Origin of the sequence: Vibrio sp. 10N.286.49.C3 (assembly GCF_041469545.1) — a bacterium.
Lineage (GTDB): Bacteria > Pseudomonadota > Gammaproteobacteria > Enterobacterales > Vibrionaceae > Vibrio > Vibrio tasmaniensis_A.
Genome location: NZ_JBFRKT010000014.1, coordinates 37,204 through 58,876, shown reverse-complemented (window position 1 = coordinate 58,876; position 21,673 = coordinate 37,204). Strand labels below are relative to the sequence as shown.

General features: G+C 46.7%; 10 protein-coding genes. 4 read left to right on the top strand and 6 right to left on the bottom strand.

Features of this window, described 5'->3' with window-relative positions:
* Positions 1-8: 8 nt before the first annotated feature.
* The 4 genes from AB4180_RS07735 to AB4180_RS07720 are packed head-to-tail and all read right to left on the bottom strand — an operon-like array spanning position 9 to position 16,061.
* Positions 9-5,981, bottom strand: a complete 5,973-nt coding sequence (locus AB4180_RS07735; RefSeq protein ID WP_102249873.1) for a beta-ketoacyl synthase N-terminal-like domain-containing protein — start codon at positions 5,979-5,981, stop codon at positions 9-11.
* Positions 5,978-8,026, bottom strand: coding sequence for a PfaB family protein (locus AB4180_RS07730; RefSeq protein ID WP_102249872.1), 2,049 nt, complete (start codon positions 8,024-8,026; stop codon positions 5,978-5,980). The genes AB4180_RS07735 and AB4180_RS07730 overlap by 4 nt, the downstream gene beginning before the upstream one ends.
* The gene (locus AB4180_RS07725) at positions 8,026-15,870 is read right to left on the bottom strand and encodes a type I polyketide synthase (protein ID WP_102249871.1); all 7,845 of its coding nucleotides are present in this window, start codon (positions 15,868-15,870) and stop codon (positions 8,026-8,028) included. Before AB4180_RS07725 ends, AB4180_RS07730 begins: the two co-directional genes overlap by 1 nt.
* Positions 15,870-16,061 carry a hypothetical protein gene (locus tag AB4180_RS07720; RefSeq protein ID WP_017098773.1) on the bottom strand — a complete coding sequence of 64 codons (192 nt, stop codon included), beginning with the start codon at positions 16,059-16,061 and terminating at the stop codon, positions 15,870-15,872. The genes AB4180_RS07725 and AB4180_RS07720 overlap by 1 nt, the downstream gene beginning before the upstream one ends.
* Positions 16,062-16,588: 527 nt before the next feature.
* Here AB4180_RS07720 and AB4180_RS07715 point away from each other — a divergent pair.
* The gene (locus AB4180_RS07715) at positions 16,589-17,425 is read left to right on the top strand and encodes a 4'-phosphopantetheinyl transferase superfamily protein (protein WP_102249870.1); all 837 of its coding nucleotides are present in this window, start codon (positions 16,589-16,591) and stop codon (positions 17,423-17,425) included.
* 20 nt (positions 17,426-17,445) lie between these two features.
* On the opposite strand, the gene AB4180_RS07710 is transcribed toward AB4180_RS07715, so the two are convergent.
* Entirely contained in the window at positions 17,446-17,853 is a 408-nt protein-coding gene (locus AB4180_RS07710; protein ID WP_102249869.1) for a thioesterase family protein, read from the bottom strand.
* Between the two features lie 346 nt (positions 17,854-18,199).
* On the opposite strand from AB4180_RS07710, the gene AB4180_RS07705 reads away from it, so the two are divergent.
* The 3 genes from AB4180_RS07705 (at position 18,200) to AB4180_RS07695 (ending at position 21,380) form a co-directional block, all read left to right on the top strand.
* Positions 18,200-19,195, top strand: a complete 996-nt coding sequence (locus AB4180_RS07705) for a TRAP transporter substrate-binding protein (RefSeq protein ID WP_102249868.1) — start codon at positions 18,200-18,202, stop codon at positions 19,193-19,195.
* A 65-nt stretch (positions 19,196-19,260) separates the two neighbouring features.
* On the top strand, positions 19,261-20,016 hold the full coding sequence (locus AB4180_RS07700) for a TRAP transporter small permease (protein WP_102249867.1): 756 nt from the start codon (positions 19,261-19,263) through the stop codon (positions 20,014-20,016).
* Positions 20,017-20,018: 2 nt separating this feature from the next.
* Positions 20,019-21,380, top strand: a complete 1,362-nt coding sequence (locus AB4180_RS07695) for a TRAP transporter large permease (RefSeq protein ID WP_004736074.1) — start codon at positions 20,019-20,021, stop codon at positions 21,378-21,380.
* Between the two features lie 61 nt (positions 21,381-21,441).
* On the opposite strand, the gene AB4180_RS07690 is transcribed toward AB4180_RS07695, so the two are convergent.
* The gene (locus AB4180_RS07690) at positions 21,442-21,615 is read right to left on the bottom strand and encodes a hypothetical protein (RefSeq protein ID WP_170960631.1); all 174 of its coding nucleotides are present in this window, start codon (positions 21,613-21,615) and stop codon (positions 21,442-21,444) included.
* Positions 21,616-21,673: the final 58 nt, after the last annotated feature.

The following is a 21,673-nucleotide window of genomic DNA, read 5'->3' as shown; positions in this document are numbered from 1 at the left end:
TGTCAGGCTTATGCTTCTTCGATACAAATCGCGATGTCTTTCACTTCGTAAATACGTAGACCATCTTTGCTCAGGTTTGCGTCGCCAACGATGATGCGTTTGCCGTCTTCGTCTTTGATTGCAGTGATGTGTACATCCAGTGACATCTGTTTGTTCAGAGGGTTAATCTGACCACGGTATTTCCATTTCACTTCAGATTGGATTTGACCAAACTTAGGATTGCGGAAGCCAGCACCAAGATCTTTATTTAGCGCATAGGTTTGCATCAGTTCGATGATCGCTTCGACACCTAGAGAACCTGGCATTACCGGATCTTGATGGAAGTGGAACTGGAAGAACCAATCGCTTGGGTCAATCGTACGCTCAGCGTATAGGTAACCCAGACCGTCTTTACCACCATCGCTGGTGATCTGCACCGTATCGATAAAGTTCAAGCGACCGCCAGCCAGTTGGTAGTGCTCTTGCACTTCACCAGTAGCAGAAACAGGAGCATTGAAGTAACGAGTCGTTTTGTCTAGTAGGTTGATGTTTACATCCGGCGTGCGGTTGTTATCAACATGCCAAGGGTGAGTCACTTTACCGTTGTCCAAACCAAGCTGGTCTTTCAGTGCTGCGCCCTTGAAGTAACCGAATACCGCTGTACCTTGGTAGAACGGCACGCCGTCAGTGCTCAGTTCGAAGCTGAAGCTCTGTACGATGTTGGTGCCCATCATTACTGTTGAAAGCAGACGAGAATCGTTGGTAATCGTTTTGCCGCGCAAGTCGACGTTACGCAACATTTTGCCGCTGCCATCTAGGTTGCGGAAAAACAGTTCTTCACCTGGGAAACCCAGTGTTGTTCCCATGTAGCCAGAGATGAAGCCGTTTGGCTGCAGTGAAATTTCCATCAGTACCGAGTAAGGCATTAGGGTCTGGTGGCTGTTTTCATCAAAGTACCATGCATTTTCTGGCACTTCGTATTCTGCGATACACGATGAAGGCTTCTTAAAGTCGCCACGCTTGCCATCAATCTCTACGACACGAGTGGTTAGCTGCAAGTCGCCACACGGAGTACGTGGTGGGATCATTCCACGATAGATTGAGAAATCAGGACCGAAACATTTCTCGATGTCGCCAGTCGCGAATTCGAACATGTGATAAGGCGTGAACGGAACCGTATCGGGTGTACGGTTCGGGTAATCTGGCGTTACCGGAGCTTCCACATGTTGAAGAGGAACCACACCTTTGTTAGGCGCCGTTTCTAGGTCTTCAATTTGTGCCATCAATGGTGCATTCGCTGAAGCCTGTTGGTTCACTGCTGGTGTATGGCCCAAGCTTTTATGGTCCAAGCTTTCGATAACAGGGGTCGCGACAGCTGATTCTAAAGAAGGCAGATAACGAGTACATTCGTCGTCTTCTTTGATCATCACACCCAAGTTTTGGAAATCAACAATCACTTTGCCATTCAGCAAAATATCGATGTTAGCTTTCGCGTATGGGCGAGGGCTTAGACCAATCTCAGTCACTTCCATGCGGTAAGTCAGTTCTGCCGATTGTGGTAGCACTTGACCACGGCAACGTACTTGTTGAGGCGCATTTTCAAGCGGTTGGAAACGACCATTTTGAACAAGCGTGTGCATGCCAAGGTGCATCATGAAGAACTGAAGTAGTTGACCACAACCTTCTGCCATCAAAGAACCAGCCATTACTGAGTCATCTTTGAAGTGACAAGGGAAGTACCAGTGCTCAGGCTCTAGCTGCTTATGACCTTCAATCAGACCAAGTCCCCATGTGCCGCCTTGCGGTTCAACACGGCTAACCTTTTCGATCATCATGAACTTCTCTGAGCTGAAGCACAAAGAAGGCTGGTGGCTATTGGATTGGTGAGTTGGACCAAAACACTCTGCAATGTTGGCAGTCAGTAGATGACGCAGTTCTTGGTGGTTAAACTGCGTTTTAGGGCAGTGCAGCATAGGGTCGAAGCGTTGCTTAGTTGCAAGTTTACGAGCCTTGATTTCGTCTTCAGTGTGAATCACACCCTTGCCGTCTGCTAGCTCTTCATCAGTGAAGAAGCCCGCACAACCGTTATCCATTTTCAGGATCATCTTGTCGCCAACGAAACACTCGTACGAGAAGAAGAACAGTAATGTGTCGCCATTGCGAGCAAAGTTGTTGATTGAGATGTCGTAACGCAGTGTATCGCCACCACGAGGCAAGTCGCCGAGGAAGGTCAGCGTACAATCAAGCAGGCGATAAACACGCTCGCCTTTGTTTTCAAAATCAATGCCTAAGTAGCTGATCAGCATTAGGTCACACTGACCAGATTCAACTGCAACAGCCCAAGGGATCTGACCATCAACAAGATACGGCGCGTCAACTGGGATGTCGTATTCGGTGGTCATTGTGCTTGGCTTGTACTCGTTAACGGTCGCGTTGAGCTTGGTTACACGAGATACCAATAGGTAGTCAGTGGTTGGTAAGCGAACGCGGCGCGAGTAGCTATCGATGATCGCGTAATCAGGACCAAATACGTTAGCGATGTCGCCTTCAGCGTATTCAACCAGATCATCGTAATCCCAGATACATGGCTTACGGATAGGTTTTACTGGTGCTGGCGTCGCAAGTACGTTTACTGGCACTGACTGAACCTGAACCGGTTGAGCTTGCACAGGCTGAGCTGATGTTTGCTGACCAGTCGTTTGTTGACCAGTCGTTTGTTGACCATTCGTTTGTTGAGAAATGGCATTGTTCTCTAAACTTGAGCTATCTAAACCAGATGTCACTGCGTTTAGCTGTGCTTTTAATAACGCATCAGCCATCTGCATGCCTTGGGCTCGTGTGTGCAGGAATGCTTTGTGTACCTGTTGAGCCGCTTGCTGGTTTTGAGCAAAAGCTTGGTTTTGGCTTAGATTTTGCGGCTGCTGTGAAGCTGCGTCGATTTGAGACGCGCCATTTTTAGCGGATAGGACATGAGTCATATTGCTGTGGTTACCTGTTAGCTGACTGTGGCGAGTTGGCGCCAGAGTAGGGGATACTGATGTAGGAGTTTCGATGACTGGCTCTATCGCGTTTTGCGCTAATGCATTCTTCTCTAACTCTTTTTGTGCAAGGGCTGCTTGAATGCTTGCTGTCGTTGGAACCGACGCCACTCTTGCTGCTTGTTTACCAGAAGCTTTCTGTTGAATCGTTGCCAAGTTGGTCACTGGGGTTTGGGCAATATGTTGATAGATATCACGACCACCAAGAGTCACTTGCTTAACTAATTGACGTTTAGCATCGCTCGCCAGTTCATTGCTTAAACGAACGGAAAGTGATTGAGATTCAACACTCGATTGGCTTAGTAGCAGCTGTGAACATTGTCCTTCGCTGATGTTGGCAACAATCGCGCTCTTAGAACTGACATTCGGATTCAGAGGTGCAAGGTTCAGGTTGAGCAGACCGTGTAGCAGGCTTGCCATACCAGAAGCAGCAGAGCAATGACCCACACGTTGACTTGCTTGAGTAGTCTTTGTGTTCCCTAAACTTAGAGACGAAAACTGATGAGATGAAGATTCTGGTGCATGGTTAAGCTCAAGCAGAGAAACATCGTTCGAGCTCATACCGACTTGAGTCAGTAACTCATCAACAACGGCGTTGTTATTCTCGCTTGAACCAAAAGCCAATGCGTTGATGCTGCCGTAAGCCGCATCTTGGTTGCTCGCTACTTGGTTTTCTTCAACAAGAACAATCGCACCTGCACCTTCACCGACATTCCAACTGCCATCTTGCAGCTGTCCGAATTTTGGAGCTAGCGTCACTGGGCTTACGCTGTTCTTCAGAATCACATGTTCTGCACTGCCGCTTAGGTCGACGGCTGCAATCACAACGGCATCCATCGATTCTTGCGACATTAGGTTTTGTGCAACATCAATACAACGAGCAACCGACTGTTCAGCAGCTGAAATCGTAAAGGCAGGACCATTAAAGTCCCACAATGAAGAGATACGCGAAGCCATGATATTGCCGATGAAACTGGTGTATTGGTTCAGCTTGGCTGCGTCCATCACACTGTCCATCGCGATGGTTTCTAGCGCTTGGTATTCGTCTTGAGTTAGTTCGATACCCATGTTGGCAAAGCTGTCAGCCAATTGGCTATGCAGGTTTACGCGTCCACGGAATTGGTGCATCTCAAGCTCTGTTTCCATCGCAACTAAAACCGCAACCTTTTGGCCTGCAACAAGCTTGGCATCTTTGATGGCTTCGTCTGCAACTTTCATCAGTAGCAACTGCTGAGAGATCAAACGGTCATCTTCATTTGGCGGCACTTTGAAGCGCAGGAAATCGAGATCGAATTGATCGATGTACGCGCCATTTGGAATACCGTGTAAACCAAACTGATTCAGTAGTTCTGGATGTTGGTCTAAGCCTTTCCACCGCTTCTTAGGCAAGGCAATGAAAGCATCGTTGTTGGTCTCAATCGCAGTGCTTAGCGCATTGATGCTTTGCAGAGAACCGAAGTGAGACGCGAGACCAGTAATGCTTAAATTAGACGGCTGTAGGCTTGGAGACGCTGACTCTAAAGTCTGGTTTACATGACTGGTGTCTGAATACGCTTCAAGCAGTAAGTGAGCGTTACAGCCACCGAAACCAAATACAGAAACACCCGCGCAGCGCTCTGGATTGCCCGCTTTACTTGGCCAAGGTTGAACCTGCGTTGGTAGAGTCTGTGAGCCAAATAAACCTTCTGGCGACGATAGCGGCTTGTCCAAATTAATACTTGGAGGAAGCACGCCTTCTTTCATCGCAAAGATCATTTTCATAATCCCCGGCATACCCGCAGCAGTCAGTAAGTGGCCGAGGTTTGACTTCGCAGAGCCAATCAATGGCGGGTTAGAACCATTCAATTTGTCAGCAAAGAAACGCTCCATTGAGGTTAACTCAACCTTGTCACCTAATGGTGTGCCAGTTGCGTGACACTCAATCACTTCAATGCTGTCTGGTGATAGGTTTGAAGCCTCGTAAGCGCGTTCAAAGGCTTGTACTTGTCCTTTGCTGTTTGGGCTTAATACGAACTGGCCACGGCCATCGTTTGACAAGCCAATACCGCTGACAACTGCATAGATATTGTCGCCATCACGTTCTGCATCAGCTAAGCGTTTTAGGACTAAAACACCGGCACCTTCGCCAGCAAACAGACCTTTACTGTTGCTATCAAACGGAACCGACACACCGTGATCAGGGTAAGCGTGGAAGATCGAAAAACCCATATTGATAAAGAATGGGTCAGCACCGGATACCGCGCCTGCCAACATCATGTCGGCTTTGCCTGTATTCAAGTAATCACACGCTAACTTCAATGAATACACAGAGCTTGCACATGCGGCATCTAGACTCAGTTGTACGTTACCTAAACCCAATGCATCAGCCACTAACTTAGAGGCGTTGTGTGCCGCTGCACCATTGATAGGGTTGAGGTCTTGCGCGGTTTCATTGGTTGGTAGCAATGAAAATTGGTCATTAGCTAATTTATCTTTAAATGCTTTCTCGACCACCGAGTGATAAATCGGTAGAAACAGGTCGTTTGAACGTGTGGTTGGGAACGAAAGGGCACCCATGATCACGCCTGTGCGCTCTAAAACATCGGCATTCAGATCAATGCCAGCGTCGACTAACGCCTTACGACTGGTATCCAAAGCCCATAGGAAACTTTGGTCAACACCGTTGAACGATTCTGCTGTTAAGCGGTAGCCATTGCTATCGAAATTGAAGTTTTCGATGTAACCGCCTTTGTCACAGTAAAAGCGGTCTGAATCACCTTGCACGCCCTGATAGTTTTCAGGTTTAGCGCCTAACTTTTCAGCGCTTAATGTGGTTCGAGAATCTTTTTTATCCAGCAAGTTTTGCCAAAAGTCTTTTGGCGTATCAGCTTCTGGGTATTGGTTTGCAATACCAACAATCGCGATCTTATTGCACTTTACTTGTTGTTTGTTCTGAGCCTGATACTGGTTCGATTGAGAACTCATACTAGCTCTCCTTGATGATTCACTGCGCTGCCTTGAGACACACCACTTAATTGCTTAGCGGTGGTGATCTGTTGTTTTAGCCCTTGAATAAGTGGCTCGACAGACAGTGGAATTTGATGAGTAATGAGCTGACCAATGCATTTGATGAGCGTGACAACATCGTCACCGCCTTTGGCATTGGAAGCGATTGTGCAGTACTGGTCTGCTACGTTGTCGCTACGATTGATCTTGTCGATCAATGTGCTGGTTTGACGATCGGCACCTACTTCTACAAACAGACGAGCACCTTGTTGACGCGCACTCTGGATCAACGCGGTGAAATCCAGCGTTGAACAGAAAGTGTCGGCAATCGAAAGGGCGATGCTGTCACTGTCGATATTGATTGGTGCGCCAGTCGGTAGACCTGCTGCGCTGATAAAGCGGATATGCTTTGGCAACTCGTCGAACAGTGGTTGTGTGTAAAAATCGCGTACTTGGCTATGCTGGCTTAGTGCTGGTGTGGTGTGCATTGCAGTAACACGGTTAGCGGCAATGCCACGTTTACCCAGTTTCTTGAGCAGAGCACGACATGTGCTTTCACAACCGGCCAGTACGCAAGTATCACCTTGGATGATAGCGAGATAAGCGCGCGGAAACTCTGGTAACAGTGCCTCAATCGCTTGTGCATCGCTGCGAACCACAAAGCTGTTCCATTGGATGATTTCGTCGCTGTTCAGCTGCCAATCTTGACGCACTGCTGTCAGTTCGCCAGAAATAGCCGTGGTGAAGATAGGACTGGTTTGAGTCATCTCAATCAGCGCATGCGGATTTTTCCAAACATTCAAGCTCGCCCACATCGAGGCTTCACCTTTGGAGTAACCCAAAGCGAAATCTGGCTGCACTTTGAATTCATCACACAAGAGCTGCGTTAGTAAATAACTACTGCCGACACCTGCAATGGCCAATTCACTGAGCGACATTTCTTGCGAGTTTTCTGCGTAGGTTTTGTCAGCCTGCAGCATCTCTTTCAAGTTACCTTCACGTTCTAAACGAGCAAATAACTGTGGGAAATGGTGGTGAAACTCGCGCAACATGCCGGGATAAACCGTGCCAACACCAGGGTAAACAAATGCAACGCCACCTTTGCTTTGAGGCTTCGGTGAGAAACAACTGCCCGCTGGCGTTTTGTAGTGGCTATTGTCACCCATTACTTTTGGCAACGCATTTTCTATCGCGGTGATCTCTTGTAGTGCAGCCTCAATTGAAGCCGCCTGAATCACGATGTTTGCGCCAAGGTCAACATTGTGTTGAACGCTTTGAAAGTGGCTTAGGTTTGAATGCATCAAGGTGGCGATAGCAAGTTCGCTGTCCGTTGAATCACTAACGCATTTTAGCTCTTCTCTTAACGAGGTTAGCTGAGAAACCAATTCAGTTTGCTCGCAGCCAAAAACCACAAACATCAAACGTTCGCTGGATAGCAAGGGTTTTGGTTCGTGCAAACCGGTCGCTTGAGTCAATATCAGGCTGGTGGCTTTTGGGCTATCGTCACTGAAAGTTAACGCAGCAACACGTGCTTTGTTTGGCTCAGTGAACCAGTAATGGTTAGGTAATGAATGGCTCGGTAATGAACGGCTCGATATCGCATTAACTATATTCAACAATTCATCAAACTGCTGCGAAGCCGATAAGTCAGAGTGTTGCTGTTGATGACTTAAATCTGAAGCGGGGCGGCGTGCAATATCCAGAGCTAGCTGAATGCTATTTCCGGTAGCTGTATCTACAAAGCTCGCCAAATTCGCGTGTGGGTGAATCTTATTCTGAGCAGCATTCAGCGCACTTAACATCAACAATGATGGTGAGTGATGATCCAAACAGAGCTTAACGACATTACCTTGATTGACTGTCTCGATGGCGTGAGCAAGTGCTTGATTAAAATTGCCATCAACCACAACAGTTATCATCTCTGGGAACGAGGAAAATAAGTCGGCAGAAAGCTCAGCCGCGTTTGCTGGCTGAGCTAAAAGAGCGATGCGCAATGGCATCGCTTTATTAGTAGGAACAGTCACTATGACAATTGCTCCTTTTCTGGGTTCTTAGTAGTCTCTTTCTTTGATACTGCTGAGCTAGATTTCGGCAAAAATGCGTCATTTAAGCTCTTGCTGATGGTGACTTTGGCACCTTTCATTACCGCACTTAAACGACCATCTTGGTGGTAAAGCGAGATATCAGCCTGCAGTGAACGAGCCGTGCTTTTTATCACGCTCAGTTCTAGCCAACCTTGGTCACCATTGTGCATCGGTGCGTAACAAACAAACTCACCAATTGCAGACGGTAGGCTTGCCGCGCCGTACTTCAATCGAGCCCATACCAGCATGGCTTGCAACAGATAATCTTCGGCAAATGGCTGGCTATCACCAAAACCTTGCTTAGGAATAAATGATCCGCAGTCGCTGTTTTCAATCTGAGGCAACTGGCATTGAGCCAATAAACCTAAGTCGTCAAAGCATTCGACTGAGGTAATACCTTGCAATCTTGGTCCATGAAACAGAGTGCCGTCACTGTATAGAGCTTGTGCCGTTGTTACAGGAGCTGAAGTGTTGGCTTCAAAGCGCTTTGTCGACGCTTGTTGAACATCTTCAGAAACTTGCACAGAGGCAACTTGCAACTGAGCTTGATACTGTGGTCGTCCTTGGCAACTGATCACTGCTTTTAGGTGACCTTTTGATTTAGCATCAGAGGAAAGAACCAGTCTTAGCTCTTGCACTTCATCAGTATCAAAAATCACACCTTTCAGCAGTTTGTAGTTGTGAACGCTAACGTTCACCCCTAACAGTTGCTCAGCGATTTCACGCATCCATTGGATGGCACACACTGTCGGTAACACTGGGTTACCGGCAATGCAGTGATCTTGAATGAAAGGCAATGCCTTAGGATCAAGATGACGTGTCACAGTAATGCTTGTATTCAGCGGGCTCTCTGCAAGATGCACAGACTCCGCATTAAGCTTTTTTACAGCAGCTTCCTTGTTGTCAGAACCTTGCATGCTCGTGCCAACCAGCAGTTGAATGCCAGTTTCGTTCAGTAGTTGAGAGCTAAATAGCTCTGCACCCGCTTGAAGAGGAATTACGTACACACCGCGCTCTGTAAACATACGCTTCAGCGCTGCGTTTACCATGCCGCCGTCCCACGGTCCCCAGTTGAAGCTCATCACTTTCGCTTGAGGGTTACGCGCAGACAGTTGCAGAGCCGCTTTGTTTAGGATCTCGTTAGACATCGAGTAGTCGCTTTGGCCTGTGTTTCCGTAGAAACCCGCTGCCGAAGAGAACATCGCAATCAGTTTTAGCTTGCTGCTATCAAGACCACCAAGAACGGCTTCTAATCCGCCTACTTTCGTGCCGTAAACCATGTTTAGTTCATCAAGCGTTTTGTCTTGAATGTGTTTGTCAGCCAGTACACCTGCGCCGTGGATAAGACCTGTAATGTCGTCGAAATTTGCCAGTGTTTTCGCTACTGACTCATGGTTCGAAACATCTAAGCTTAGGTATTCAGCGCTCGCGCCAATCTCGTTGAAAGCGGTAAGTGCTGCGTTGATTTCAAGGCTGCTCAATACCGGTTTTAGCAAGGCATCAACTTTTTTCGGCGTTGGCTTATCGCCCGTAGCTTGTAGGTGCGCAATTGCAGCAGGTTTTAGCTCTTTCTCTTGCTTGCCTTGTGCCCACTGAGGTAGCTCGGCTGAAGTAATATGCTTACTACGACCTGCAAGAATGAAGTGAGATTTGCATTGCTTAGCAAGCGTCAGTGCACATTCAAACGTTACGCCTTTAGCACCACCCGTCACAAGTACTTTGTCGCTCTTGGTGAGTTGAGCGCCTGTGTTTTTAGTTTGTGCAGCACCTGGTGTTGCCGCAATCAGTGTTGCACGACCAGATTCACCGTTTTCCGCATGGCTAAGGCCGATTTCAACCGTGTTGGTATCGACATCGAACAGTTCGCCTGTGATAGCTTCAGCTAGGTGACGAGCATCAATAGAAGCGTCAGCATCCAATGCACGGCAGAATACGTTTGACCATTCATGGCTCAGTGTCTTCGTTAGACCAGACAACGCGGCTTGGTTAAGTTCTGCATTCGCTAATTGCTTAGTATCTAGGTAACCAAAGCCACCATCGATACGGCTTAGTGTGAAGAACACGCTGCGACCAGAAACGGTATTCAGCTGACCATTTAGGTGCTTGGCGAACAAGAACGCAGTGGTTAGCGAAGCTCTTGAATCTGCATTCAAGTTAACCGCTTGCTCGTTGCTTTGTTTTGCATCAACGATAGCTTGTAGGTGAATGAAGCCTGCAATCACTTTGTTCGATGTTTTAAGGTCTGCTTCGATGTCGTTAATAACCGCAGTGACACCAGCATCATCGACGCTGTTGAGTGTGTAGCTTGCGATTTCACTGTTTAAAGGTGACGCGGCAGAAAGAGCACTACGCACTACAGCCACTTGAATGCCGTTAGCGGTCAACTTTTCTGCTAGAACACCGGCGTTGTGACCATCATCTGTGATCACGACACAAGCGTCTTTTGAGAAACAATCGACGAGTTTATCTGCCGCTGGTAGCTTTTTTAGCGCTACCTCATTGTGTGGAGGAAGTTCCGCTGTCGCTGTTTCTGCGATAGGCGTTACTGATTCAGCTTTTGGAGTCGCTACGGGTGCAGCAGCGGATAGCTTGCTTTGCATGTAAGTAACGATTTCACCAAGCGTACGACACTCAGTTAGGTCTTCAGGGTTTAGTTCTGGCAGCGTTGGTAGCTGGTCTTGAACTGTACCTAGGATCTCAACGCGTTTGATAGAGTCGATACCAAGGTCTGCTTCCATGTCCATCGCTAGGTCGAGCATTTCTGCTGGGTAGCCAGTTTTATCGGCAACCACTTCCATCATTGTTGATTGAACATGAGCTGGGTTTAGGTCGTTGCTTGCGCTTTCTACCGCTGTATCTGCTTGTGCTTCTGGAGCAGATGCTGCACTCGCGCCTAGCTTGCTGTTCATGTAGTCAACGATTTCGCCAAGAGTACGACACTCAGCTAGATCTTCAGGGTTCAGCTCTGGCAATGTTGGTAGCTGGTCTTGAACTGTTCCAAGGATCTCAACACGTTTGATTGAGTCGATGCCAAGGTCTGCTTCCATGTCCATTGCTAGGTCTAGCATCTCTGTTGGGTAGCCCGTTTTATCCGCCACTACGCTCAACATTGTGCTTTGAACTTGTTCTGCGTTTAAACCGTTTGAGACTGCTTGTACTGGTGCAGATGCTTGAGTTGCTACTGGAGCAGACACCGGAAGCTTACTGTTCATATAGTCGACGATCTCGCCTAGAGTACGACACTCAGCGAGATCTTCAGGGTTTAGCTCTGGAAGAGTCGGTAGTTCGTCTTGAACCGTACCTAGAATTTCAACACGCTTGATTGAGTCGATACCAAGGTCAGCTTCCATATCCATTGCTAGGTCTAGCATTTCAGTCGGGTAGCCCGTTTTCTCTGCGACTACTTCTAACATGGTTTTTTGAACGACAGCGGCATCTAGTCCGTTGTTAGATATTACCGGAGCAACTACTTCAGTTTGTGCTGTAACTGGTGCAGACGCTGGAAGCTTGCTGTTCATGTAGTTAACGATTTCGCCAAGAGTACGACACTCTGCTAAGTCTTCAGGGTTTAGCTCCGGAAGAGTAGGCAGTTCATCTTGAACCGTACCAAGGATCTCAACACGCTTGATTGAATCGATACCAAGGTCTGCTTCCATATCCATTTCTAGATCAAGCATTTCCGTTGGGTAACCTGTCTTCTCAGCAACAACTTCTAGCATGGTTTGTTGAACGACTTTCGCATCAAGACCGTTAGCGGCTTGAACAGGAGCAGTTGCGCTTGGCTGTGCGGCAACAGGCGCTGATGCTGGCATCTTGCTGTTCATGCTTTTACTGTTCATGTAGCCGACGATTTCGCCAAGCGTACGGCACTCAGCTAAATCTTCAGGGTTCAGCTCAGGTAGGTTTGGCATTTCGTCTTGAACGGTACCAAGGATCTCTACGCGCTTGATTGAGTCGATACCAAGGTCTGCTTCCATGTCCATTTCTAGATCAAGCATCTCTGTTGGGTAGCCCGTTTTCTCGGCAACCACTTCTAGCATCACTTTTTCAGCGTCGGCTGTTTGTACTGCTACTGGTGCAGCCACAGGAGCTGGTTGTGCTTTTACTGGCACAGGCTGAGCTGCAACCGGTGCTGCTGCTTGAGCGGCTACTTGTGGTGCAGGAACGGCTTTCTGTACTGGAGCTTGTTGAGCTACTACTGTTGGAGCTTGCGCAGCTTCTACAGGAGCCGACTGTACTTGAGCTACAGGTTGTTGAACGACAGCTGCTGGAGTAGCTGGAGCTTGAATCGCTGGCTGAGCATTTACAGAAGCAACGAAGGTTGGTTGTGCCGTTTGTACTGAACCTTGCGTCAGCATATTAAGTGCTGAGTTGTTGCTGTGCGCTTGCATTTCTAGGTAATGAGCGTGAGCTTTTAGCGTTTCAGCTTGGTGCTGGTGGAACATCTCCATAGAACGCTGTAGGTTCTCAGGAATTGCTACGCCTGCTGTTGCCATTTTCGCTTGCTCAGACATTAGGGTGTTGAACGTGTCACCGTATTGCTGAGGAATCGCCAAGAATTGCTGATGTACTTCTGCTGCTTGTTGTTGAGCATTGAAGAACGACTGCAATGAAGACTCATCTACCGTTACTTGAGCTGTTGGCTGACTAGTCGCTGGGGCAGTTTGAACCACTTGTGATTGCGGAGTTGCTGTTGCCACTTGTGCACTTGGTGCTGGAGCAGCTGACTGTTGTACATTTGAAGCTTGAGGAGCAGCCACAGGTACTTCAACGATTTCTGTTTTAATCACTTCTTTTTCCACGATTTTCTCGACTTCAACTTTCACTTCAACAATCTCAGTCTTTTCGGTGACGTTGCCCGAAGCCAATGATTGATCCATTTTCTTACGAGTAGCAGGGCTGATGTAGTTGGTTGCATTCAGCTTGATGTTCATTGGTGATGCTTTCGCAGGTTCAGCAATGTCAGCTTGGTAAGGGTCAATGTTGTCTAATGAAACACCAGCCACGCACAGTTGAACCGCAGCTAAGCGAAGCTGTTGGTCACTGTCGCCTTTAGGGCTTGGGTTGATGCTGATTGCGTAAAGTTCTTCGTTCTTATCAGCCAATGTTTTTTCAACCAGCTTTTGAAGAATGTTTTTCGGACCGAACTCAACGAATACGCGCGCGCCTGCTTGATACATCGCTTCAATTTGCTCGCTGAAACGAACCGATTGCAGCATGTGTTGCTTGAACGCTTTCTTGATCGCTTTAGCGTCTTTGCTGTGCAGTTTGCCCGTTGCGTTTGAGTAAAGCGGCAGCGTTGGAGCGCTGAATGAAGCTTTATCAATTGCCGCAGCAAATGGCTTTTGAGCGTGAGCAACAAGCGGTGTGTGGAAAGCACCAGATACTGGTAGAGCAATCGCTTTGAAGCCTTGTTCTGTTAGCGCTTGTGCTGCTTGTTGAACGGTTGCTGTTGGACCCGCAATAACCAATTGAGTCGGAGCGTTGTAGTTGGCAATGCTCACGCCTTCGAATTGGCTGATGCAGCTTTCAACGGCTGGAAGTTTGTCTGCGTCTAGGATGACCGCAAACATAGTACCGCTGTCACCTTGTTCTGGTGTTGCAGCCATCGCATCGCCACGAGCGAAAGCTAGCTGGTAGTAATCGTCTTGCGAGATAACACCCGATGCACATAGTGCGCTTAGCTCACCAAAGCTGTGGCCTGCGACCATGTCTGCTTTGAAGCCAGCTTGAGTCATGATGTCGAACTGACCCATAGACACAGTACCAATCGCACTTTGCGCATTCGCCGTGTTGGTTAGGACCGCTTCTTGAGCTTTGGTTGCTTCTGGTGTGAAGGTTGGAATTGGGAACAGAATTTGCGACAGAGCCGTTTTCTTGTGCTGACCAAATACTTGATCCGCTTGAGCAAGCTGTTGGCGCATTTCTGGGTAATGACATGCAAGCTCGCGACCCATGTTTAGGTATTGCGAACCTTGACCAGCAAATAATGCAGCCACTTTACCTGCACCATTTTCAGCAATCAGTGCCGACTCACGGTAGCTAGTACCGTTTGGCATCTGCCAATGTGCTTTGGTTTGGCTCTCAAGCATAGAAATCGCTTGAGTCAGTTGCGCTTGAAGGTCTGCTTGGTCAGTGACAACTAAACCAAGGCGAGCGTGCTTAGCGTCTACTTCGCGTAGAGCGTGCTGCTCAGCAAGCGCTTCTAGCTTGAACGCAGCGTCTGCAGCTTGAGTTGAAACCTGCTTGAGCTCATTGATCAGTGCTTGACGAGATTCCGCGCTGAATAACAGAGTTTGCGGTACTTGGCGTTGACGGTATTTGTCACCGCGAGCGTGTTCTGGTGTGTACTCTTCCAATACCACATGGAAGTTCGTGCCACCAAATCCAAACGAGCTGATGCCTGCACGGCGCGGTGTGCCGTCGACACGTTTCATCCAAGGACGTGTTTGTGTGTTTAGGTAGAACGGTGAGTTCTCGATATCCAACTTAGGATTCGGAGCCGATACGTTGATCGTTGGCGGCAGTACTTTGTGGTGCAGTGCTAATGCAGCTTTGATTAAACCTGCAGTACCCGCGGTTGATTTAGTGTGACCAATTTGAGATTTCACAGAGCCTAACGCAATGTGTTGCTTCTCGTCATTGTTCTCACTGAATACCGAGTTTAAGCCACCAAATTCAGCCACATCACCCGCTGCAGTACCTGTCCCGTGCGCTTCTAAAAGGCCAAGTGTGTGCGGTGCGAAACCAGCATCATCGTAAGCACGTTTTAGTGCTTTTGCTTGTCCTTCAGGGCGAGGTGCGTAAATACTCTTGAACTTACCATCCGAAGAAGAACCAACTCCTTTAATCACAGAGTAGATTCTGTCGCCGTCGCGCTCTGCATCTTCAAGACGCTTAAGAGCAACCATGCCGATGCCTTCACCAATCATCATGCCTTTTGAATCGATATCGAAAGGTTGAATGGTTTCATTAGTAGTGAATGCTGGTGTTTTAGAGAAGCTCATGTACATGGTTGGTGAGTTATCAGTACACACACCACCTGTGATCATCATTTCACTGCGGCCTTCAACTAGCTCACTTAGAGCCATACGCATTGCGGCTAGAGAGCCTGCACACGCAGCGTCTACTACACAGTTGATGCCACCAAGGTCAAAGCGGTTAGCAATACGACCTGAAATTACGTTACCCAATGAACCAGGGAATGAGTTCTCTTCCCAGTGGATGTATTGGTCTTGGAATTTTTTGATCAGCATTTCGCTGTCGTCGTCGCTGATACCACTGCTCTTGAAGACTTTTTTCAAAACAGGGTATTGAAGACGAGCATTTAGGCTTTGAGCGATCTTCTGACCACCACCAACACCGAGCGTGATACCGATCTTATCGCGATCGTAGCCTTCAGGCAGCTTGGCATCTTCAAGTACTTCTTTTGCCACGATCAGAGAAAGCAGCTGTGAAGTGTCTGTCAGTTCTAGGATATTTGGCGGAAGGCCGAACTCCATTGGGTTGAAGTCTACTTCTGGGATGAAACCACCGCGCTTACAGTAAGACTTGTCTGGCGTAGTACGATCTGAATCGTAGTAATCTTCTGGACGCCAGTGCGTATCTGGTACTTCAGTAATCGCATCGATCTTTTCGCTGATAAGATCCCAAAATTTATTCAGGTAGCGAGAGTTTGCAAACATGCTCGCCATACCAACGATAGCGACAGGCATATCTTTAAGGCGTTTATTCAGTCGAGAATCGTCGACTGATTCCGGTGTATTTGTCTCGGGTTGGCTCATTATGAGTCTCCACTAGAAATCACAGAAAGTGATGTCGTGTTTTGAGGCTGCGCTTTTAAAGCTATAGAAAGAAAATCTGAAACAGACTTAGGGAAGCGCAGCTGAAAATTCAGGTTGCTGAGTGGCGGCAACCAGATAGAAATTAGTTTTTCGAAGTGCGTTGACTTACGAGAGTAGGGGAGGTGTTTCATGCGCGACGGTGGCATTCAAATGTTGAGGCGATGTCCATTAAAATCCTGTTCAAAGTCTGACTAAACGACAAGTCGGTATCCGCAAAGAAAACGTGTGAATTTGTTTAATGGTTGAGCAGGCTACCCGAGGTGAGTGGTCGATACAATGCTCCCAGAGGCCACTATGATCTGTTCAGACCAGATGAATTTGGCATGGTTTTGATTTTTGTATTTTTAATTTAATTAACTTATTGATAATTAATGGGTATGGGTTGTTTTTTAGTTTTTTTACTCTATATTTTGACTTGGTGAGATCTATGTCATATTTTTGTAAGTAACATTTAATGGATGCCTCTTGTGTAAGGCTAAGTGTGATCTGTGTTTTAATTTGTTATTATTTGAAAAATTAGTTTTAAGTCCTCATATGAAGGGGATTTCCCTCCCGTATTCTCTAGGTTCCACTTAATTCATAGGTGAGTTAAATTTGTTCGATTGGGTTGTTCCAATCGTGTTTTGAAGAGTGATTTATAGAAGTGAGTTCGAGTTAAATGAAAACTTCCGTTGTTGATTTGTGGTTATGTTCTCTGAGTAATTTAAATGACCAGCCAAACAATGTATCGCAGCTCAAAAAGAGACTGACAGCCGATGAGATTGCCAAAGTTGAGCGCTATCGAATGCCTTCATCTCAGACTCAAGCTTTGTATGTACGAAATTATCTGAGAGCGATCTTATCTCTCTACTCTTGTTTGTCGGCTGAAGAGTGGCGTTTTGAATATGGTGAGAAAGGAAAGCCAAGATTAATTGAGAAACAACAAATAGAAACCGGCCTGAATTTCAATATCAGTCATAGCAAAGAACATTTGTTAATCGCAGTTTGTCAGAGAGAAGGGAAGTCACTTCAATTAGGCGTCGATATTGAACATGCCAGAAGCTCGACCAATATCGACTCGATTATGAAACACTACTTTTCAGATACGGAATTGACGGATTTACTTGAGCTCAACAAAGAAAAACAGAGAGAGCGCTTTTTCGATCTTTGGGCGCTGAAGGAGTCGTATATCAAAGCGACGGGCAAGGGGCTAGCGACATCATTGCGAAGCTTTTCGTTCGATTTCTCCAATCTGACGGAGCAAACATTGCCAATTCACTCTTCGGATTTTCAACCAAACTTGCAGGATGAAATTAGATTGCATGGTGAAATCAGCATATACAGTGGAGTTGGGTTGGATGTTACTGAGCAAACCGATAGTTCTACAAGTTGGCAATGTTGCTTAGGGCGGCTGGATGAGCAGTATCGCTTTGCGGTTACGCTTGGTGGAAATTTGTTACCGATGCAGATGATGCAGATAGAGATGAGAACCTTTTCGTCGTCTCACCTCTTTTAAACTAGCTTGGTGAGACGAAATTAGCTCGTTTCGCCAATCATCGCTTTTAATACTTCAGCGGGTACTGGCTGCAGTTGCTTGTCTTTATCAAGACAGACCATTTCAATATCACCAATCACGGCAGGCTTAGTGGCATCTTTACGCCACACTTCTTGTCGCCATAGCGTTTTGTATTTGCCATCAAGTTCAAAAGAGGTTCGGATGTCGCAGATCTCAGCGAACTCAACCCCATCTTGAAAAGTCATGTTGGCTTTATATACCGCAAAACCTAACCCATGTTCATTCCACAATGTCGCCAGTTTATCGCTACCCAATACATGCTCGCGCGCACGCTCGAAGTATTTAAGAAAGTTAGGGTGATAAACCACACCTGAGTGATCGGTATCTTCATAGTAAATTTGTACTGGGTGGTGGTAGATCTGGCTCATTGATATCAACTCTTGGTAAATAGTGGATCAGTAAATCTGACTAAGTTGTGCAGCACTCTACAGGATAGGTAGAAATTACTTCAAGGCATCATCGTGAAAGGGGCTTTTGGTCAGACCTCATTTATCACTGATGCTTTGGTCAACTCCCACCCATTTATAAATATTCTATGTGTCATTTTCCACCCATTAAATTTTGCAAAGAGTGGACGACTCATGTTGGCAACTATGATGAAGCCTTGTGGTTAAAGGTTTGTTAATGTCTTGTGTCAATGTGGCGCGCTAATTGCCTTAGTGAAAGCACGCAGTTCCCATTGAAGGGCTGCTTTGTTTACTAAGGAGAATAATAATGTTTAAGCCTCTTACCCTGCTGTCTGTATCTGCTCTGGCGCTCACAAGTTTTAATGTTGCTGCAAACTGTGATCCAGGTGAAATCGTGATTAAATTCAGTCATGTAACCAATACCGACAAGCACCCGAAAGGCATTGCCGCTTCTTTACTGGAAGAGCGAGTAAACACGGAAATGAATGGCAAAGCTTGTATGCAAGTTTTCCCTAACTCAACACTCTACGATGATAATAAAGTACTGGAAGCCCTGTTAAATGGTGATGTTCAAATGGCGGCACCATCGCTGTCTAAATTTGAGAAGTTCACTAAGAAATACCGCATTTTTGACCTTCCTTTCCTATTTGAAGACGTAGAAGCTGTTGACCGTTTCCAAAACTCAGAGTCTGGCGAAAAGCTGAAGAACGCGATGAAGCGTCGTGGCCTTCAAGGACTAGCGTTTTGGCACAATGGCATGAAACAGATGTCAGCAAACAAACCTCTTATCAATCCTGAAGACGCGGAAGGTTTGAAATTCCGTGTTCAAGCATCAGACGTATTGGTTGCTCAGTTTGAACAACTGGGTGCTAACCCACAGAAGATGTCTTTCAAAGAAGTATACGGTGGCCTACAAACTAAGGTTATCGATGGCCAAGAGAACACATGGTCAAATATCTACGGTAAGAAGTTCTTTGAAGTACAAGACGGCGTGACAGAAACTAACCACGGCATCCTTGATTACCTGGTAGTAACGTCGAACGACTTCTGGAAAGACCTACCTGAAGATGTACGTACGCAACTTGGCACAATCGTTCAAGAAGTGTCTGAGACTCGTAACGCAGAATCTTCAAAAGTTAACCTAGCGAACAAAAACAACATCATCGAAGCGGGTGGTGAGGTTCGTACGCTTACGCCTGAACAGCGTGAAGCATGGGTAACTGCGCTTCAACCAGTATGGAAGAAGTTTGAAAAAGACATCGGTTCAGATCTTATCGATGCAGCGTTAGCTTCAAACCAATAACACCGCTAAAGGAGTGGCGTACATTTCGCCACTCCTTATTAAAATAACTATAAGCGGAGTCAATTATGGATAATCCTCAAATGGAACAACCAAATTCTAGCGAATCAGCACTGGAAACCTCTCTTTTTTCCAAAGTCGGAAGAGTTACGGATGTGATTGAAGAGTCATTAATCGCATTTTTCCTTGGCGCAATGACGCTACTTACTTTTGCCAATGTGGTGTTTCGATACGCATTCAACGACAACATCTTATGGGCACTGGAACTGACCGTGTTCATGTTCGCTTGGATGGTGTTAGTAGGCGCATCTTATGGCGTCAAAAAGCACTTCCACATTGGCGTTGATGTGATCATTAACCTTGCCCCAGAAAAGCTACGTAAAGTGTATGCGTTAATCGCCGTCACAAGCTGCCTAGCATTCTCAATCTTACTTCTTATCGGTTCTTGGAATTATTGGTACCCATTCGCGACTGAGCGCGCTTGGTATGAAACCGATGATATTCCAATGCCAGAGATGCTTCAGTTTCTTGCCGACTGGCTGAATGAAGGCGAACGATACGAGAAATTGCCACGTTTTATTCCTTACATGGCACTGCCGATTGGTATGGCAATGCTGACGTTCCGATTCATTCAAATCGCTTATCAAGTGGCGACGGGCAAACTTGACCGCATGATTGCAGGCCATGAAGCCGAAGAAGAGCTGGACGCATTGAAAGCTGATGTTTTAGCGGGTTCTGATGAAGACGCGACAGCGGTATTGGATTCGACTAAGCCAAACAAGGCGAACGAGTCGGGCACAAAATCTAACGGTAAGGAAGACTAATCATGGCAATGTTATTTCTATTTTTAATGGTAATTGCTTTCATGTTGGTCGGTGTGCCAATTGCGATTTCCCTCGGTTTATCAAGCGTCATATTCTTATTGATGCATTCAGATGCTTCTTTGGCATCCGTTGCACAAACGCTGTTTAATGCATTTGCAGGCCACTACACTCTCTTAGCGATTCCTTTCTTTATCTTGGCCTCTAGCTTTATGTCTACTGGTGGTGTGGCGAAACGTATTATCCGTTTTGCTATTGCAATGGTGGGTTGGTTCCGCGGCGGTTTAGCAATGGCATCGGTTGTGGCGTGTATGATGTTCGCAGCGTTATCTGGGTCGTCTCCAGCAACGGTAGTGGCAATCGGTAGTATTGTTATCGCGGGTATGATCAAAAACGGCTACACAAAAGAGTTCGCGGCAGGGGTTATCTGTAACGCGGGTACGTTGGGTATCTTGATTCCACCATCCATCGTTATGGTGGTTTACGCGGCGGCGACGGATGTATCTGTGGGTCGTATGTTCTTAGGCGGCGTGATTCCTGGCCTGTTGGCGGGTGTGATGTTGATGATAGCTATCTACATTGCAGCACGTATTAAGAAAATTCCTGCACAGCCATTTGTGGGCTGGGGTGAGATGTTCGCAGCCGCGAAGGATGCGAGCTGGGGCTTGTTGCTGATTGTTATCATTTTAGGTGGTATCTACGGCGGTATCTTTACTCCGACAGAAGCGGCGGCTGTTGCAGCGGTTTACGCGTTCTTCATTGCTAACTTTATCTACAAAGATATGGGGCCGTTTGCGGACAAGAAAAATACAAAGCCTGCTTTGGTGAAAGTGTTCCAAACGTTTTTCCATAAAGACACCAAAGACACGCTCTATGATGCGGGTAAGCTGACCATCATGCTGCTGTTTATCATTGCCAATGCTCTGATTCTTAAACATGTACTGACAGAAGAACGTATTCCTCAGATGATCACGGAATCGATGTTGTCTGCAGGTTTAGGTCCAATCACCTTCTTGATTGTGGTGAACGTTCTACTCTTGATTGGTGGGCAGTTCATGGAGCCATCAGGTTTGCTGATCATCGTTGCTCCGTTGGTTTTCCCAATTGCAATTGCACTGGGCATCGACCCAATTCACCTTGGTATCATGATGGTGGTGAACATGGAGATAGGGATGATAACACCGCCTGTGGGGCTCAACTTGTTTGTGACCGCAGGGGTCGCGAAGATGTCGATGATGAACGTAGTAAAAGCCGCACTGCCATGGGTTGGCGTGATGTTCTTATTCTTAATTATCGTAACGTATGTGCCTTGGGTATCAACATGGTTACCAACCACCTTGATGGGACCGGAGATCATAACCAAATAGCGGTTCGTTCTATGTGATTAGAATTGAAAAAGTCTCATTGGAATAAAAAATGAGGAGGTCACTAGACCTCCTCATCTATATTTCTACCGCGACTCGAATGAGGATTAATCTGCTCATACAGTGCTCGCTTCGCTTCTAATTCTGGTGTGTTTAAGTCGACATGCTGATCGGTGTAGTAGATACCGTCTATCTCAAACGTATCAGTAATCGATGGTACTTTCGTTTTCTCACCCATACCTATTTCCTTATCCCATTTATTGCATAACATCCTGTTATCAAAATAAGTATAGGTG

Excerpts from the sequence above, each read along its gene's own strand:
- AB4180_RS07735 (WP_102249873.1), bottom strand. The coding sequence starts at position 5,981 with ATGAGTTCTCAATCGAACCAGTATCAGGCTCAGAACAAACAACAAGTA.
- AB4180_RS07725 (WP_102249871.1), bottom strand. The coding sequence starts at position 15,870 with ATGAGCCAACCCGAGACAAATACACCGGAATCAGTCGACGATTCTCGA.
- AB4180_RS07720 (WP_017098773.1), bottom strand. The coding sequence starts at position 16,061 with ATGAAACACCTCCCCTACTCTCGTAAGTCAACGCACTTCGAAAAACTA.
- AB4180_RS07715 (WP_102249870.1), top strand. The coding sequence starts at position 16,589 with ATGAAAACTTCCGTTGTTGATTTGTGGTTATGTTCTCTGAGTAATTTA.
- AB4180_RS07710 (WP_102249869.1), bottom strand. The coding sequence starts at position 17,853 with ATGAGCCAGATCTACCACCACCCAGTACAAATTTACTATGAAGATACC.
- AB4180_RS07705 (WP_102249868.1), top strand. The coding sequence starts at position 18,200 with ATGTTTAAGCCTCTTACCCTGCTGTCTGTATCTGCTCTGGCGCTCACA.
- AB4180_RS07700 (WP_102249867.1), top strand. The coding sequence starts at position 19,261 with ATGGATAATCCTCAAATGGAACAACCAAATTCTAGCGAATCAGCACTG.
- AB4180_RS07695 (WP_004736074.1), top strand. The coding sequence starts at position 20,019 with ATGGCAATGTTATTTCTATTTTTAATGGTAATTGCTTTCATGTTGGTC.
- AB4180_RS07690 (WP_170960631.1), bottom strand. The coding sequence starts at position 21,615 with ATGGGTGAGAAAACGAAAGTACCATCGATTACTGATACGTTTGAGATA.